Origin of the sequence: Mesorhizobium sp. M1406 (assembly GCF_040317555.1) — a bacterium.
Taxonomy (GTDB): domain Bacteria; phylum Pseudomonadota; class Alphaproteobacteria; order Rhizobiales; family Rhizobiaceae; genus Mesorhizobium.
On record NZ_JAMYKW010000090.1, the window covers coordinates 1 to 15,399 of the forward strand.

A 15,399-nucleotide genomic window follows, 5' to 3' on the forward strand; every position below is an offset into this window, starting at 1 on the left:
GGACGCGGCCTCGGTCGCCGGCCTGCTGGTCACCACCGAAGCCATGATCGCGGAGGCTCCGAAGAAGGAGTCGGCTGGCGGCGGCGGCATGCCTGGCGGCATGGGCGGCGGCGGTATGGGCGGCATGGGCGGCATGGGCGGCATGGATTTCTAATCCAGCCCCTATCAACCTACAGCGGAAAGGGCGGCAGCAATGCCGCCCTTTCCTTGTGTGCCGAACATGATCGACAACTTGGAGTGCGTCCCGAGGATCTCGTCAGAATTAGGATCTTGTCCGATCGAGCAATTCGCGGGCTCAACCTGGTCAAACCGGCGCCCCCTACGAACTGCCCGATCCTTGAGGATTCCGCTGCGCGACAATCACGATGATTCATTCAGTTGGTAGCTATAGGCGGTGAATCATGAGGGGCATTGAGGAGCGTGGCAAGGCGCCCATCTCGGCATTTAACCCCATCGAGCGTGATATCCGAGACAATTCTCTCATCGGACCGGCGGCTGGCGTTGAAGGACCCGGTGAATCATCCTGTTCTATAGTGGAGCAGACGCGCTCTGAGCCTCAAGATCAAGCGTTTCCTCCTCTGAGTATCCTTGATCTGCCGCTGGACATTCTCGTTGATATTGCTGAGCGGCTCAGCCCGATGGATCTGCTGAGGTGTCGCACACAAATCAAGAGCTGCGTGTCGCCGCGATGATAGTCGCAACGCCTCAAGAAAGGCGGATCCAGGTTCAGGCTCGTCGTCGTGGCCGAGAGGCCTCGTGACCCCGACGACTGCGCTTCGGCCTTGTGGGGCCTCGGAGCGGGCGTGGCAGCGCTTGCACCTGAGCTCCAGCGGCGTCTCATCCTGCTTGAGCCCAGGTCTCAGACCATTGCCCTGGAGGGCCTCGGAGCAGGCGTGGGTGGCCTTTGGCCAACCTCCAGCGGCTTGTCTGCGGATTTCACTAAATTGGGACAGCCGTTTTAGTAAATCGCGAACAAGCGTTTCGCTAAGTCGCGGGCAACGGAAGCGATCGGGTTCCGGTTGCCTTTGCTGTTAGGAGTGATTGATTTCGGTTATTTCGCTGAAACGCTGAAACGCCATATCCAGCTTTTCCAACGGTAAATTGGGCACTGTCCAATACTTTATTTCTTGAGAAATCCAACGTTTTTGCCGCGCAGTGACGTTCGGACATAGCAAGGCCTGTCCCATACCTATGAATACGTTTGGCTGAAGCAGACCGATGGCTGCGCGTCGAAGCCGAAGCCGTCGAGTTCGCGGACAAACGGGAACTGCGCGATCTTGCTCGACATGAGCGTGTCGAGCTGGTCGCGGATGGCCGTCAACTTCAGCCGATCCAGGATTGCGATCAGCAGGTCATGATCTAGCGTCGTCATCACCAGCTCCCTCCGACCACCGCTTCGTACTCGGCGAGTGGCCGCAGCAAGGTGGCCGGGGATGATCTTGATGCGCTCGGCGCGCACCGGCCCTTCGAAGCCGGCAACGCCGACAAAAGGCTCTGTCGCAAACCTGGAAATGGGGGTGTGAACGGCCATTTCGGCCTGTCCGTCAGGCAGCGAGGATATCGAAACAGCGATCGACAGACTTGTAGTCATACCTCGCCTGTCGCTTGCCAATCATGTGGATCATCTCGATGCCGGAGAGGATAACCACGGCGCTCGCCTGCGACTTGAAGCCGATGGATCGAATGCGGCGCTTGATACGCAGTCTGTTCTTTCAATTTAGACCAACTATGCGGATGCCGCCTCAGTCAATTCAAGAAGGTAACCAATGCCGCGCACGGTCGTGATCCGTGGCGTTGCACCTGACCTACTCAGGTGTCCACGTAAGCGATAGATTCCGACTTCAAGCGCGTTGGCAGATACCTCGTCGTTGAACGAATAGAGGTGATCTTCCAACTGCGCACGAGGCACGATGCGGCCTGCACGGATAAGCAGATGCTCTAAAATACATAGTTCGCGGCGTGCGATCTTCAGAGGATGACCCGAGACGGAAACCTGTCGGCCGATCGGATCGAAATTGAGATTGCCAAATACAACGATGGGGTCGGTCACCTGTGTCGACCGGCGCAGAATGGCTCTCATTCTGGCGATGAGCTCATCGAAAGAGACGGGCTTGAGCAGAAAATCGTCCGCGCCACCGTTGAAAATTGCAATTCGCTTCTCGAGATCGTTGATGCTACTCATAATGAGGGTTGGAACTGAATGCCCGTCGCTCCTTAGCTGTCTCAGCCAGCCCAAGCCATCGCCATCTGGCAGAGCCAACTCCAGCAGGAGAATTTCATAGGTTGCGCAACAGAATGCCCTCGACGCCTGTTCCAGGTTGCCAACTACATCAACGGCAAAACCGCTATCCCCGAGCGCAGCTCGCACGGCGCGCGTAAGATCCACGTGATGATCAATGAGCAGCGTTCGCATTTCACGTCCTATCAAGGTAGGACAGGTCACCGTCCGCTGTAAGACCGGGGCGACAGCAGAAGTCGCGCAACTCTTCGTAGTGTTCGTAACGCTCTTTCCGATGGGTGATCGCGGGAGAATGCAATCCGCACGCCTGCAATAGTCGGGGATGGAACACGTGAAGACCTGTTGACGGGCTGAAACCGTCGGTCGGCCAGCCCACAATGCCACCGACTCTGCCTGCGATTTCTCTGCGCATCGATCCTCCTATATGGGTTGCGTCGCAAACTCCAGCTGAGGTCGCAAGGGCAGGTTGCGGCTTTGTTCATTGAGAGGACCCCCTGGAGGCAATACCGGGAGGATTCCCTGTATAGCACTTCCCGATTTACCAACCGGTCATTCCGAACCACGTTCGGCGGCTTTGAAGACGCTCATTTGAGCGCGGCTAGGTAAATCAAGGGTACGACCTGCCGGGTGTCGATGCCGCTTTTGAAGCAGGCATCGGCACCAGCTCGCTGAGCGTCGCCCGCGCAATTCAGCGGACGCGCTCGATACACCCAGTCGAATCGTGCCGCAGCTTGCCGCGCCGACAGGGCGGCCGAAGAGTTCAGGCTTGTGACCGAAGGGCTACGCCCAGTCGTCCTCCCATAATCAACCTCGGTCAAATCAAAGTGACGTTGAATCTGAACAAGTTGCGCCATCATATCACAAACGACTTACCGATCCCCGACGTGCTCGAGCCTTAGTGCTTATTGAGAAGATCGGCTACTGTCTCTCCGCGTCGCCGGGCATCGGCGGCGAGCCACACCTCCCCCACCTCATACACGTCGCCGTGGGTACGAAACGGCACAATGACGTCAATGGCAGCCGACAGCAGGTCAAGAAGCGTGTGGTCTTCCACAGCAGCTCCTTGCGGGCTGCTCTTGACGAGTGAAAAGAGCTTTTTAAAGCCTTGGACCGGATCCGCCCCATGAATCGTCGATATTGATCCCGCATGGCCGGAGACGACTTCGCTAAGGTAGGCCCAAGCAGCATCATCGCGCATCTCGCCAAGCAATATTCGATCAGGGCGCATGCGCAAGCTGGCTTGCAACAGTTGCTCGGCTGTCACCGCACCTACGCCTGCTCGGTCCTTCGGATAGAGTAACCGGACATGATTCTCGTGCGGGATTGCAAGTTCGAGCGTGTCCTCGATACTTATCAGCCTCTCTTGCGGGGGTATAGCGTTGATCAAAGTCTTGCTCATTGTCGTTTTGCCGCTACCAGTAGGTCCGCAAAGCAGCATCGTGAGCCGCCCGCAAACGCACGCTCGCAAAAATTGCTCCAAGTCACCATGGTCGTAGTGCTGAAGAATCGTTTCGTCCTGCCGCTCTTGGCGCTCCTTTCGTGACCGCCATTGATTCCAACGCGAGTATTCGTAGCGAGAAGAAACTTCCTTGAGTTCGGTCACACGACTTGAGGGACGCCGTATCGTCAGGCTTATTGTTCCTGAGGGAACAGCGGGCGGCAAACAGATCTGCAGCCGCTCTCCGTTCGGCAGCTCAGTCGCACAGAGGGGGCTTTGCGGTCCGACATCTTGCTTGCGCAGCGCTCCAGCGAGGATCGCGATGTCCTCCAGATCGTCATAAGATAGCGGTAGCGGATGTTTCGTGAAAACGCCGGCCTGTCGGACAAAGGCTTCCCCAGGCCGGTTGATAGCGACCTCTTCGGTCCTTGGCTCCTCAAGCCATTTCAGAACAGGGTTGAGAAGCAAACGCAATTGAGGGTCAGCCTCCGGTCGCATTGTTGTCTCTCCGGCGTTGGCGATGTTGGGGGGTGGCTGGCGCCACGGCGGTCGCTCTAAGATCGTATACATCTGAGAAATCGAGGTCCCGAGCCACAAAGATGGATACAGCATCTCCCTGGTTTTTCTTCAGAGTTGGCGGAACGTTGATCGTTGCTCTAAGGGTCGTCTCAACGGCTTGTCCGGCGTTGCTCTGGAAGCTGTTGATACCGCTTCCTCCACCTGAGCTGCCAGCGTATTGACCGGCGGCCTGAAACGCGCCTTGAATGACGCTCATGAGCATTGCTCCGCCAAAGCGCTGCCAGAAGTGATTATCCACCGTGCCAGGCATTCCGGAGCGGCCGAGCTCGTCAGCGCCCGGCGATGCTAGCGAAACGAGGGCATGGTCAGGCGTTTCCATGCGCGTCCACAGCACGAAGACACGCGCATCCCCCTGTTGGAGACCACGCTGGATCTCGCCAATCACGGTCGTCCCGCGATCCAAAAGCACCACGTTGTTGGTGGCGCCGCGGACGTCTTTAGGTAAGACGCACTTCACATAACCCGGTAAATTTGTGTCGACTGCCGTTTGCAAAATGCAGGGGATGATCGTTCCTTGAGTAATCACGAGATCAGGGTGCGGCAAAAGTGTGGCCCGGCTTGGCTCCTGTATATCTGGCTTCAATCGCGCCGACAGATCGCCAGCGTCTGAAATCTCATCCGAGGTCGCGGGAGCATCCCTATGGTTGTCTTCGCTCCGCTGACCGTCGTTGGGCATTTTACTGCTGCCACTGTAGGCGAAAATTGGTGTTTCCTCCGGCGGCGGATCAGCTGAAGTCGGCGTGGATGGCGCAGGATCTCCTGCCTGCGCCGCCTGTACGGCTGCTGGAGCTTCGGGAGCAATCTCAATCGGCACGGGGCGGAATGGTTCGGCGTCGGCGACAATTGGAGGTTTTGGCTGAGTTGGTTCGTCTTGTGTGCTGGGACGACCTCCGAGCCAGATGAGTGATAGAGATGAGATGAGAACAAGAGCAGCGACGGCCAACTTCTGCAATCCCGAAACATGCCGGCGGGCCGGCTCCGAGACCATCGATCCGGAGGCATGGACATCATGTCCCGACTGTGGGCCGGTTTCATTCATCGGCCGAGCCTTTCAAAACGCGCCACACGTCGGGTGTCACTGTACCGGTCCCTGGCGCTCGTCCCACAGGGTCATAAGCCCTGTTGAAAATGGACAAGACCGTATTGCCATCTCTCAGACGCCATTCCCGGGCGACTGCGGATACTTCAACATAGTCTCCTTTGACCGTGTAATTGGCAGCGGCTTCCTTGCCGTCGGGATTGATAATGTAGAGAGAGGGTATGCGGGAATTGCTTGCGAAGCCAAATACGGTGGTAAAGCCATTATCGAAAACTTGCAGCGGCGACAGCGATCGATCGCCCTTTGCGACGTAGTGAAAATTGCTTTCGTCCGGACTGGTAGTTGCGGCGGGCCGATTCAACAAATCCTGAACTCTCTCGTCGTGCAGCACTTTCGCCCGGGCCTGACCAAGAATCGAGCGCCTTTCTGCGTCCTTTCTCCGAGCAGCAGCCTCATCAGCAGGATAGGTGAACTGCACACTGTAGTATAGGTCAGGTTGCTGCTCATCGAGTTTTGGCATCGCTCTCGTTGAAATACTGAAGACGTATCTCCGTGTACCGGACTCACTCTCGGCCAGCACGATGACCGGCTGCGGCGGGAGCATCCGGCTAGCCTTAAAAAAGAGATAGTTGGCGCGCGGGAGCGCAGCCAGGTCTTTGCTATTGGAAACGGCCACGGCTGCGACTGTCTCGTTGGCCGCGAATGTGACAACCAGCGTTGCCCCCACTGCGGTAGACAGGCGCACCACTTCGTCAGGACGGTAAGCCAGGTAGCGCATGCGCGCATCATGCTTGCCGGCAAGTGGTGTGTCTTCCGCGGACGCTTCCATCGTTAAGAAGAGTGAACAGACCAGCGCGAGAAACGCTCTTTTTGTCATGGCTGCACATAGCCCAGGTTCGATACGCTATCTTCCGAGCTTTGATAGGAAGTGATGAGTAGACCTCCCGGATTGGTGAGCCTCGATTGCCCAGGCAGACCCGTCAAGCGCTCGTAGCGGATGGTAGCTGTCCAGGTGGTCACTATCGGCATCTGCCCATCGACAACAAGCGTACGTTTGTAACGGATCTGTTGAACGTCCGGACTGATGTCGTTTGAAGAAATATGCCCGACCTCGAGCTTGCCGCGCTTGCCGACCGTGACTTGCGGCGAGGTGGGATTCGGATAGTTGAAGAAATCTTGATATTGCTGTCGCACAGTCGGCGCGCTGAAACTGGATACGAGGTCATAGGCGTATTGGGCTGTATCTGCTGTGTACCCCTCGCGCAGGCGTACATATTCCCACAGCGAAGCATTTATGACGGCTCGGTCTTGGGTTGCCGGCAGTCGAGACACTGACACTTCGCTGTCGACGGTCCCATCCGGCCGGACCCAGAGGAACACAGGTACGAGCTTGGCCAACGGGACCATGGCAGCGATGGTAAATGCCTGGGCAACATTTCCTAGGACCGCCGCTGCGGCAAAGGCGATCAGGGCCTTTGACAGGCGCCGCGCAGACTTCGCTCGTGACGTTTGAAACGCTTCCACCTTCTTATAGTGGGCGGCTAGCGTTTCTCTCTCCACCAGAAGGGCATGTTCAGGAAATTTCACTTTGGCTCTTCCGCGCATTCGACCTGAAGATCCTCAGGGGTGGTTTCCCATTGTCCCACGTTCAGTTGGAATGGGGCACCCGCGCACGTCGCAAGCCCATGGCTCGTCTTGCAGGCGGCCAAAGCGAGGATTGACAGAAGTAGGCAATATTTCATGTTTTTGGCACCGAACTTGTCGATTGATTAACCACCCGCCGTTTTGGCAAAGTGGCGATTGAGGCTGTTAAGAGGTCGGTTCGCACCTCCCCAAGAGCCGCCGGCGATGCTGCTGGCGATCGTCGGAAGCGCGACGATCAGAGCGTCACCAGCTAGGAAAAGCATGTCGAGCTCGTAAAGCCCGATGATCTTGGCTGCTGTCGTGCCCGAGAATTTGATCATCAAAAGCATGGCTGCCAGCGAGACTGCTTCGGCAGCGATTACTATCGTTGCAACGATGTTGAGGAGGAGAAGCAGCAGCCCGTACGAGAGCAGTTGGCCGATCCATCTGGTGGCTATGTCTCGAGTGTGATCAAAAAGGTAGCCTACAAGGACCAGGGGGCCGATCGTCAAGAGCACCTTCGTCAGAATTCCAACGGCATCGTAGATCTCGAACGCTGTCCACAGCGCGCCGTAGAAAATCCATTGCGCTCCCTCGAAAGCAAGTATGTCCTGGCCGTTCATAGGCCCAATTTCGGAAGCAATCAGCTGAAAGACATACTGGCTTGAAGCAAACATGATGTCGAGCTTCTGGGCGATTCCGATGAAGGGCAAGTCGCTGCCACTGATGTCGTGAGCCAACCTCGGAATCGTTTCGTCGAAAAGCGCTTCAATGTACTGCTGATAGTTGGCCTGCCCTAAGATAAGGGCGACGACAATCGACACCATGATTACGCGCGAGATACCCCCGCGCGCATCGACTTGACCACGCATGACCAGACAGCCTTGGATTATTATCCAGAGCGTGACACACGCAACCAGAGGCGCACTGACCGCCGCTTGGACGTTTTCAAGCACTTTGTGCAGCCCGGACGTGAAGGCCCCATGAAAGATCGTGTGTATAGTCGTGAATGGCGCGGGAATTTTGAAATTCATGGCGTGAGCCTGATGTGTCCCTGATCAGCGCAGCTGAGCCTGATGAACTCAGCGTTCACGGGAGGGGGCCAAAAATGCGAGCGGTGTCCCGATGTTCGCGACGCTGCGTGGCGGCCTCCTCAGCGGCGTGAAGGCTCCCTTGTGCAGTGGCCATAGTCAGCAGACTCGTGGCCTGGGCATTTTGGATCATCGCATCGTGAATCTGCTTGAGGACCAGACCGTTGGTCACGGTGGCCTGCATAATATTTCCCGAGCGGGAAAGCTGACCAAGCGTGCCGGCGTTATCCTTAAGGCGCTTGTCCATCATGCCCAAAGTGTCGGCTGCAATAGCTGCGGCATTGGCGGCCCCAGCGATTTGTCCCTTTAACAGTTTCGCTTCTGAATCGTCGCCCGTGACTATCCGATTTGGGTCCTCCGCAATGTTACGGGCGATAATCGAAGCTGGCGCCCGAGCATCAAACATCTGCTCCTCCAGCTTATTGCTCGACGGGTAATGATTTCCTTGGTTCAGTGAGCTTAGCACTCCCGTGACAGCGAATGACGAGGTTAGCATTGTCACCATTTCGATCGTCGTAGCGAGCGTCTCGATTGACCTCTCAAGGATCGCCGCATTGGAAATCGCTGTTAAGGTCGATTGTGTTTCTGTTACAGGGTCGGTGACGATCCATTGCGACCGGGCCTGTCCGTGAAGCAGAAGGGAAGCAGCAAGGGTCGTTACTGCAAGTTTGGCAAGTTTCATGAATATTCCTCCGTCAGTCTTGAACTTCATGGTACCGGGCCATGAACTTGTCGAGCCACCCACTTGGGGCGTCTCCGTGCTGGTTGCGAAGCTGGTCGGCAAAGCGCACTGTGTTGGCCCGCCCCGAGAGTACGGCTACGTACTCGCGCATCTGCCCAAGATCGAATTCGCAAACAATACTCCCGCTATCGCGCTTGAGCAAAAACTTGCGGCTGCCGATTGCCATTCCCTGGCGGATTGCCTCGAACTCCTGCGCAGTGCACTTCAAGCCATCGACATACGCAGAGCGGTCCGCCGTCGGTGATGGGTAGAAAATTTTCGTCATACATTGCGCAACGAGACTAGCTCCGAGAGGCGATTCCAGAACGTGTTCAGGCTGCTGCGTTGCGAGTATCAACATGCCGTTGTTTTTGCGGACCGTGAGCAAGAACTTGTCGATAACGGCCGAGAATTGGGGGTTGAGTAGATAGAATCGAAATTCGTCGCAGCTCATCACGAACCGACGACCATCGACGATAGCGCCCACTCGATGCAGAAGGTATGCGGCGGCCGGTGCACAGACCTCCTCATATTCCAGGAGCTGCGTCATGTCGAAGCCCGTAATGGAGGCATCCAGCCTTACTTCGTCCACGTCGCCGTCAAAGGCCCATCCAAGCGCCCCCCCTCTACACCACCGCTGCAGCCGTGCTCCTGCGCCCTCGGAGGGGCTGTGCAATAGGAACTCGCGCAGGCCCGCAAGTGAGCGCATAGGGGGTTCGAACGAAAGCTGACGAACAATGCCGCGTTCCAGCCGACGGCTTTCCTCCGGCGAGATCGGACCACGGCCGTCACTCTCGATCAGGGCCATCAACCACTCGCGCAGAAAGTCCCGAGAGGCGGAGGTGTTGTCCAGTCCACGCAGAGGGGCCAAGCCGCTCGGAGCGCCTCTGCGCAACGCAAGATATGTCCCTCCCGTGGCTCGCACCAGCAGTTCACCACCCCGATCCTTGTCGAAGAAGACGATCGCACCATTGCGATCGACCAAGCTTTGCTCAAGCATCGCGAGGACAAAGGTCATCAGCGTCGTCTTGCCTTTGCCAACGGGCCCGAATATTGCCGTCATGCCGACGTCATTCTCATGGGGGATGTAGTCGAAAGAAGTTCCACCGTTTGTGCGAAAGCGCGCAACAGCATTGCCCCAGTGGCCGGAACTGGAACCGCTTGGGAAGTTCTCAAATGAGACGAGCCCGGCAAAATTGTGTGAGGTGATCGCCCCCGGGCGCGTGCGCCACCTGTTGTTCCCCGGAAGTTGGGACCAATATGCGGCCTCCATGCCGATGCCCTCTTGGACGATAACGGCGCCCGCGTCGGCCAGCCGTGCGCGGGCACTTGCTGCGCGATCTGCAAGGCTATTGAGGCTGTCGGCATAGACGCACAGGCTCAGATGATGCGAACCCATCACGAATTCGTTGCTTGCCAGTGCGTCCTCTGCCTCGGCAAGTTCATTGATCTGGGTGAGAGCCTTGTCGCCGGCACTCGTCATCTGGCTGGACTTAAGGCTTAGTTTGGCATGAGCTTGCGGGCGAGTGAGGAAGGAAAAGCTCTGGCTCAGGACAAGCGGGAAGTTGGCGGACAGCAAGGAATTTAGCATGCCCGGCCGCGTCGTCGCCGGATACTCACGGAACGAAAACAATGATCCGACGGAGCTATCCCCGGGCCTTCGAATCTCAAGCGCCCGCTTCCCGCAGATGACCTGGTCAGTGTAGATCGAGGCGCCAAGTGAGCCGGTAACCATCGGAACCGGAAGAAACCGGCAAGTCATCATGAGCCGAAGCGCCTCGCCGATTTCCGTGAAGAGCACGTTGCCTTTCTCACGAATGCCCAACCGGCGCAGACCGTAACCGCCGAGTGCGCCAGCAATGATGTGCCAGAGGTCTTCCAGGCTCCGCATTTGGGTGGCTAGATCGTGCTCATTCCGTCTGCGGGACTTGGCAATCCGCAAGCCGATCTTGCCGATTGCGGTGCGGGGGGACACGATCAAAGTGAGGAAGTGATCGTTGCGAAAGAGCTTTCCCGACAGCACACGACGCTCGTAGGCCTCGCTCAGACTGCCAGCGAATGCACTTTGAAACCGGCGCGGCGCCGGCGCCGGCACATCGTTGTGTCTCACAAGATGAGCGTATATCGAGACATTGTCATCGGCGATGTTGCGCAAGAGAGTGTTGAACGCGCGGCAGCGCGAGTTGCGCATCTCAGCGTCTTCCAAATCAAAGGGCACACCGTTCACATGTGCCATGGCCATGATCGATCCGTCTTCCAGAAGGACAACCTGATCGCTTACGTGACCAACATACGGAAGGTAGATCTCGCCAGACCTCTCGGTCCGGCCGCTGGCGCCGAACATTACACCATTCCTCTTCCGCGTTTCGGCACTCTGATCGGATTGGCGCTGACGCTTGCGCCTCCCCAGACCGGCCCGTCCACGCTTCTGCCGGCCGTCTGCAAATAGAGCAGCACGACGCTTGCCGCGTTATAGTCACGCTCAACAACCAGCCGTGCTCCGAACCAGAGTGGCGCGAGAACGATTTCGTAGAGCGGGTTCTGAAGGATAATGATAACAAGCCCAGCCAACATCATGAGCAATCCGGCCAGCGTCAGCGGCACCCCCAGAAACAGTGCCGGGCGCGTCGCCGCCACATAGAGGGTGCTCACTTCCAACCGGTCGCTCATCAGCCACCGCCTATGAGCGCCTTGCCCAGGAAGCTGGCCCCGAACATGATGACGATCCCTCCAACGACACCCGCAACCAGGCCAAGTGAAGCACGACCGAACATCCAAGAGATACCGATGGCTACGAGCCCGAGCACGGCCAGTGATTGTCCAAAGGGCCCAAGTATGAACGTGCAGATATTCTGGACCATCTTGGCAGGATCCGTCCCTCCGGTCACCTGAGCCGCGGCTGGCCCGCTGTAGAAGACCGTCCACGCCGCGCCTGCAGCAGCGGCCGGTACATATTCAGCCGCCATGCGCAGCATGGAAAAAGGCGAAGGAACACGCGTTTTAAGCGCACGAAGTATCTTGAGTGGCGTCATCATTGCATCTCCATGTTTCAATCGAATACGAGTTTGTTCGGGTTCGAGGGTTCCCGTGCTTTCGCAGCCTGGCTGCCTGTCGGATCGGAGGGATCGGCCCCGGAGCGGTCTGGCTGATACGAGCCCCAGATGTCCCAAGAATCTTGGTTGGGCTGCTTCTTTCTATTGGCCTGTTGGCTCTGCTGGAGCAGAGGCGGCACGGCTTTCCGACCGGGTGCCTCAAGGTGCGGCACATCTCGAGCAGTCGGCTCCAGCGTTCTCTCAAGGAGACTTGAGATGTCCTTTGCGGCCGACTCGACCTTGCGTACATAACCGTTGGCGAAGCCATGCGTGACGTCGCCCGTGTTATAGGCCGAGATGGCACGGCGAAGCGCCAGTTGCTGTGCCACAGCAGTGGTGCCGCCGGCATACCGGCTTTCAAGCAGGTGGGCGGCAGCCGAAAGCGAGGCGCAGGGCTCGAAAGCCCTTTCCGGCGTGAGATTGAGCACGGCAAAGTTCTTGCTGTTTATCTGCATCAATCCAACATCGACAGAATGTTGTGCTTCGAGGCGTTCCTTGATGCCCCGCGTGGCTTCCAGGTGGTCTATCCAGCGAAGCTGCTCACCTGTGGTGTTGTCATGAGCCACCAGCGTTTCAAAGCCACTTTCAATCTTGGCAATCGCGGCGAGGGTGGACGGCGCAACCCAGGGGGCGCATTTGCGCGACAGGCTGCGGAACTCACGCGGAGAAAGTGGCGCGGGCTCGGCTGGGAGTGACATGGATGTCATCAGGACGATGGCCAGCGGCCAAGCTGCAATAAACATTCCCTATCACCTACCTTTCCAAGCCGCCGGACGGGTTCTGGCCCTGTCCGGCACGCGCTTATCGGGGAGGTTTGTTACTGTGTGATGTTCAAGTTCAGCTTTTCGGTTTCAATTGAAGCAAAGACCGTGTTCGTATCAGCGTGGGTGAGCATCTTGCGCATGCGTGAGTGGCGCGGGCCCGATCAGCCAGCGACATCCGGAGCATCTTGGTACAATGACTCCTGTACAGGATTGCTCGTCCCGGCCGTCCGTTGCTCCTGGAGTGTGGGCCGCGACTTTGGCGTCATGGATGGTACTTCTGTCAGCGCCAAGCCAAGGACAAAATGGGGAGCTTGGCGGGCTTGTTCAGGCTCGGGATCACCGTGGGGAATCGACTAAGGCGATAAAGCGGCCCAACTTTGCCGGTATGCTGCCGGTCGTTAAAGAGCAGCCATGCGCGGCCCTGCACACTCAGATCATTGCTTGAGACGCGAGCTCGTCCGCGAAGCTGGCTCGAGGGCGCAAATCCGCGGCGGCGAGGGTCAACTGGGAAGACGTGGCGGCGCAGCCCATCCTGGTGCGAGCCTCGTTCAGCTGTTCGGCCGCCGCCGCCAAAGGGTGGATCATGCACAGTCCCATCGGCAGATAACCGCACGTCATTGACGGAGTCCGACGGCGCAATGGACAAGCATAGTGACACGCTCAAGATGGAGGAGTTGCAGTAACTGAGAAATGTTAGCCCGGACGTTCACCGCAACCGGCGACCTGCCGGTCGCCGAACAGCATTTGAGGCCGCCGGCCACCTTGGACGAAGCCGGCTTGGCAGGAGACACACTATTTTGCACAAGGCCGCTGCAGCGAATCACGGTCTTCTTCCGCCGACCGCCTCTCCGATCAAGCCAAACGCCGCGCTGCTCAACCATGTCCGAGCTGGATCCACGAGCCGGAGGATATCGAGATGATCCAGGTCCGCAAACTCCAGGATGACCAGGATGCAAGGGCATAGCAGGAAACTTGGCATCCATGAGGTCGAACTTGAGTGATATTGGCAGGCCTGCACCAACGGGGGAGCTCGAAGCGAAAAAGCGAAGGACCACACGGCAGGGTCATGTCGGCGCTTGGACCTGTCTGGTGGCCACGGGCTGCCTTGGTGCGGTCAATTCGCTGGGGATGAAAAGAACAGGACGAGCACGGCCTCACATTGGCCGCACGCAACGGCGAGTGGTATCAAGGAGCAGCTGTTCTGGGTCGGTGCCCCAGGGTTGCTCGGCAACAGGTTTAGACAAGGGGATTCAAGATTGAAGGTGTGCCGTTGAAACATGTTCTTGTCATTGACGATGATGCCGCAATGCGGCGCCTCATCGCCGAGTATCTCACGATGCATGCCCTGAAGGTAACCGCAGTCCACGATAGCAAGCAGTTTGACTATGTTCTTTCACGTGAGCCAGTCGATCTCGTGGTTGTTGACCTTAACCTAGGCCGGGAGGATGGACTTGCGATCGTCCGCAATCTGGCGACAAAATCGGATGTTCCTATCATAGTGATCAGCGGCGACCGGCTTGATGAGGCGGAAAAAGTGGTTGCACTGGAGCTCGGCGCAACCGATTTCATTCCCAAGCCTTTCGGGATGCGCGAATTCTTGGCCCGCATTCGAGTAGCGCTACGCCAGCGCATTTCTAATCCGCGAACCAGAGAGCAGCGCTCATTTCGCTTTGGGGCCTGGAAGCTCAGCGTGAAGCAGCGGCGACTGATCTGTGCGGAGCGTGGCGAGGTCAAGCTTACCGCATGTGAGTTCAATCTCTTGATCGCATTTCTGGAGAACCCCCGCAACGTGCTATCCAGAGAACGGCTTTTGCTCGCGAGCCGTGTGCGTGGAGAAGAGGTGTACGATCGAAGTATCGATGTCCTAATCATGCGCTTGCGCCGAAAGCTGGAGGCTGATGCGGCCAACCCTCGCCTGGTCAAAACATCCCGTGGCGCAGGGTACTTCTTCAACGCTGACGTAGACGTTAGCTACGGAGGCACGTTGGCCGCGTGACAGTGAGCTATGCTGGAGATTGGGGTGACGAGGCTGATCAAGCCTTCCAACAGTACCAGCCTGATCAATTACGGCGAGAGCTACCGGTCCGGAGATCGCATCAGCCCCTCTGTCGTCAAGAGAGCTGTTCTGCTTGACCCCAGCCATGGAGCTCAACGCCCCGCGTCGGAGCGCTCCCTGCTTCTGAAGGAAGCCATTAGGTCCGCTCGGGCTTGATCGGAGGCTTGGCTGATGGACGTCGTGGTTGCTACGCTCAGTTGCCGCCCCATGGCGCGGCTTTGCGGATTATCAGTCCTCTGCCTCTTCGCCGGTCTCAACAGCGCTGTGTAATGTTCATTGTTTATGATGACGCCCCCGCTGTTCACGAGGTTGCTCCTGTCAAGTGTACTCGTCAGTCCGTCCTGGGCCTCGCGCGTCTTGCCCAAGTGCCGTTCAAACGGCGCTGGCGCGACTTGTTGAGCTCGAGAGATGGGTCCCTGCTCTCCTGCGTGGCCATGAGCTTGTGCCGCGGTCTCTTCGATCCTCCTGTCCAAATTTGAAACCGACGCCGGTGCCGCGTGGCGCAGTTCAGACGGAGCAAGCGGCTCGTGACCGGGAAGCGTGCTGATAGTCTGCAAGTGTTCGACTGACATTTGCGATTTCTGTGCGTCGAACGGTGCGGGGGGATTCAGATCAACCACTGACGAATCCGGCGCATCATGATGGCGCGCCGTTGAGTGACCCGGCTGCAGTACCGAGGCACCCAGCATCGACCCACTGCCTCCGGCGTAGGGCGCCGCGGCGTGTTCTTGTCCGCTCCCTTGCACCATGAGTTGCG

The 15,399-nt window shown here is 57.8% G+C and carries 13 protein-coding genes and 2 pseudogenes; 1 reads left to right on the plus strand and 14 read right to left on the minus strand.

What is annotated here, in order from left to right:
• Positions 1 to 1,213 precede the first annotated feature (1,213 nt).
• From NKH03_RS32085 to NKH03_RS32150, 14 genes and pseudogenes are all read right to left on the minus strand, one after another.
• Positions 1,214 to 1,372, minus strand: a pseudogene (locus NKH03_RS32085) (ATP-binding protein); the annotation flags it as partial.
• 172 nt (positions 1,373 to 1,544) lie between these two features.
• A pseudogene (locus NKH03_RS32090) lies at positions 1,545 to 1,700 on the minus strand (IS6 family transposase); the annotation flags it as partial.
• A 26-nt stretch (positions 1,701 to 1,726) separates the two neighbouring features.
• Positions 1,727 to 2,413: a response regulator gene (locus NKH03_RS32095; RefSeq protein WP_023814396.1), complete on the minus strand. Its 687-nt coding sequence runs from the start codon at positions 2,411 to 2,413 to the stop codon at positions 1,727 to 1,729.
• A gap of 721 nt (positions 2,414 to 3,134) precedes the next feature.
• On the minus strand, positions 3,135 to 4,175 hold the full coding sequence (virB11, locus tag NKH03_RS32100; protein WP_023737143.1) for a P-type DNA transfer ATPase VirB11: 1,041 nt from the start codon (positions 4,173 to 4,175) through the stop codon (positions 3,135 to 3,137).
• Positions 4,159 to 5,295, minus strand: a complete 1,137-nt coding sequence (gene virB10, locus NKH03_RS32105) for a type IV secretion system protein VirB10 (RefSeq protein WP_352972899.1) — start codon at positions 5,293 to 5,295, stop codon at positions 4,159 to 4,161. Before virB10 ends, virB11 begins: the two co-directional genes overlap by 17 nt.
• Complete coding sequence (locus NKH03_RS32110; RefSeq protein ID WP_023766577.1) at positions 5,288 to 6,172, minus strand: TrbG/VirB9 family P-type conjugative transfer protein; 885 nt, start codon at positions 6,170 to 6,172, stop codon at positions 5,288 to 5,290. The genes virB10 and NKH03_RS32110 overlap by 8 nt, the downstream gene beginning before the upstream one ends.
• On the minus strand, positions 6,169 to 6,882 hold the full coding sequence (locus NKH03_RS32115; RefSeq protein ID WP_023766576.1) for a type IV secretion system protein VirB8: 714 nt from the start codon (positions 6,880 to 6,882) through the stop codon (positions 6,169 to 6,171). The genes NKH03_RS32110 and NKH03_RS32115 overlap by 4 nt, the downstream gene beginning before the upstream one ends.
• Positions 6,879 to 7,037, minus strand: a complete 159-nt coding sequence (locus NKH03_RS32120) for a type IV secretion system lipoprotein VirB7 (protein ID WP_081731114.1) — start codon at positions 7,035 to 7,037, stop codon at positions 6,879 to 6,881. The genes NKH03_RS32115 and NKH03_RS32120 overlap by 4 nt, the downstream gene beginning before the upstream one ends.
• Before the next feature lie 27 nt (positions 7,038 to 7,064).
• Positions 7,065 to 7,952, minus strand: coding sequence for a type IV secretion system protein (locus tag NKH03_RS32125; RefSeq protein ID WP_023766575.1), 888 nt, complete (start codon positions 7,950 to 7,952; stop codon positions 7,065 to 7,067).
• 55 nt (positions 7,953 to 8,007) lie between these two features.
• Complete coding sequence (locus tag NKH03_RS32130) at positions 8,008 to 8,691, minus strand: TrbJ/VirB5 family protein (RefSeq protein WP_023766574.1); 684 nt, start codon at positions 8,689 to 8,691, stop codon at positions 8,008 to 8,010.
• Between the two features lie 13 nt (positions 8,692 to 8,704).
• The gene (gene virB4 / locus NKH03_RS32135) at positions 8,705 to 11,074 is read right to left on the minus strand and encodes a type IV secretion/conjugal transfer ATPase VirB4 (RefSeq protein WP_023737137.1); all 2,370 of its coding nucleotides are present in this window, start codon (positions 11,072 to 11,074) and stop codon (positions 8,705 to 8,707) included.
• Positions 11,074 to 11,400 (minus strand): type IV secretion system protein VirB3, encoded by a 327-nt coding sequence (locus NKH03_RS32140; protein ID WP_023679584.1) that lies wholly within the window; start codon positions 11,398 to 11,400, stop codon positions 11,074 to 11,076. Before NKH03_RS32140 ends, virB4 begins: the two co-directional genes overlap by 1 nt.
• On the minus strand, positions 11,400 to 11,705 hold the full coding sequence (gene virB2 / locus NKH03_RS32145; protein ID WP_023673707.1) for a pilin major subunit VirB2: 306 nt from the start codon (positions 11,703 to 11,705) through the stop codon (positions 11,400 to 11,402). The genes NKH03_RS32140 and virB2 overlap by 1 nt, the downstream gene beginning before the upstream one ends.
• Positions 11,706 to 11,779: 74 nt before the next feature.
• Positions 11,780 to 12,565 (minus strand): type IV secretion system lytic transglycosylase VirB1, encoded by a 786-nt coding sequence (locus NKH03_RS32150; protein WP_023766572.1) that lies wholly within the window; start codon positions 12,563 to 12,565, stop codon positions 11,780 to 11,782.
• A 1,291-nt stretch (positions 12,566 to 13,856) separates the two neighbouring features.
• Between NKH03_RS32150 and virG the strand changes: the two genes are divergently transcribed.
• Complete coding sequence (virG, locus tag NKH03_RS32155; RefSeq protein ID WP_352608065.1) at positions 13,857 to 14,582, plus strand: two-component system response regulator VirG; 726 nt, start codon at positions 13,857 to 13,859, stop codon at positions 14,580 to 14,582.
• Positions 14,583 to 15,399: the final 817 nt, after the last annotated feature.

Coding starts and splice junctions, on each gene's coding strand:
- NKH03_RS32095 (WP_023814396.1), bottom strand. CDS start 2,413: ATGCGAACGCTGCTCATTGATCATCACGTGGATCTTACGCGCGCCGTG.
- virB11 (WP_023737143.1), bottom strand. CDS start 4,175: ATGCGACCGGAGGCTGACCCTCAATTGCGTTTGCTTCTCAACCCTGTT.
- virB10 (WP_352972899.1), bottom strand. CDS start 5,295: ATGAATGAAACCGGCCCACAGTCGGGACATGATGTCCATGCCTCCGGA.
- NKH03_RS32110 (WP_023766577.1), bottom strand. CDS start 6,172: ATGACAAAAAGAGCGTTTCTCGCGCTGGTCTGTTCACTCTTCTTAACG.
- NKH03_RS32120 (WP_081731114.1), bottom strand. CDS start 7,037: ATGAAATATTGCCTACTTCTGTCAATCCTCGCTTTGGCCGCCTGCAAG.
- NKH03_RS32125 (WP_023766575.1), bottom strand. CDS start 7,952: ATGAATTTCAAAATTCCCGCGCCATTCACGACTATACACACGATCTTT.
- NKH03_RS32130 (WP_023766574.1), bottom strand. CDS start 8,691: ATGAAACTTGCCAAACTTGCAGTAACGACCCTTGCTGCTTCCCTTCTG.
- virB4 (WP_023737137.1), bottom strand. CDS start 11,074: ATGTTCGGCGCCAGCGGCCGGACCGAGAGGTCTGGCGAGATCTACCTT.
- NKH03_RS32140 (WP_023679584.1), bottom strand. CDS start 11,400: ATGAGCGACCGGTTGGAAGTGAGCACCCTCTATGTGGCGGCGACGCGC.
- virB2 (WP_023673707.1), bottom strand. CDS start 11,705: ATGCTGCGCATGGCGGCTGAATATGTACCGGCCGCTGCTGCAGGCGCG.
- NKH03_RS32150 (WP_023766572.1), bottom strand. CDS start 12,565: ATGTTTATTGCAGCTTGGCCGCTGGCCATCGTCCTGATGACATCCATG.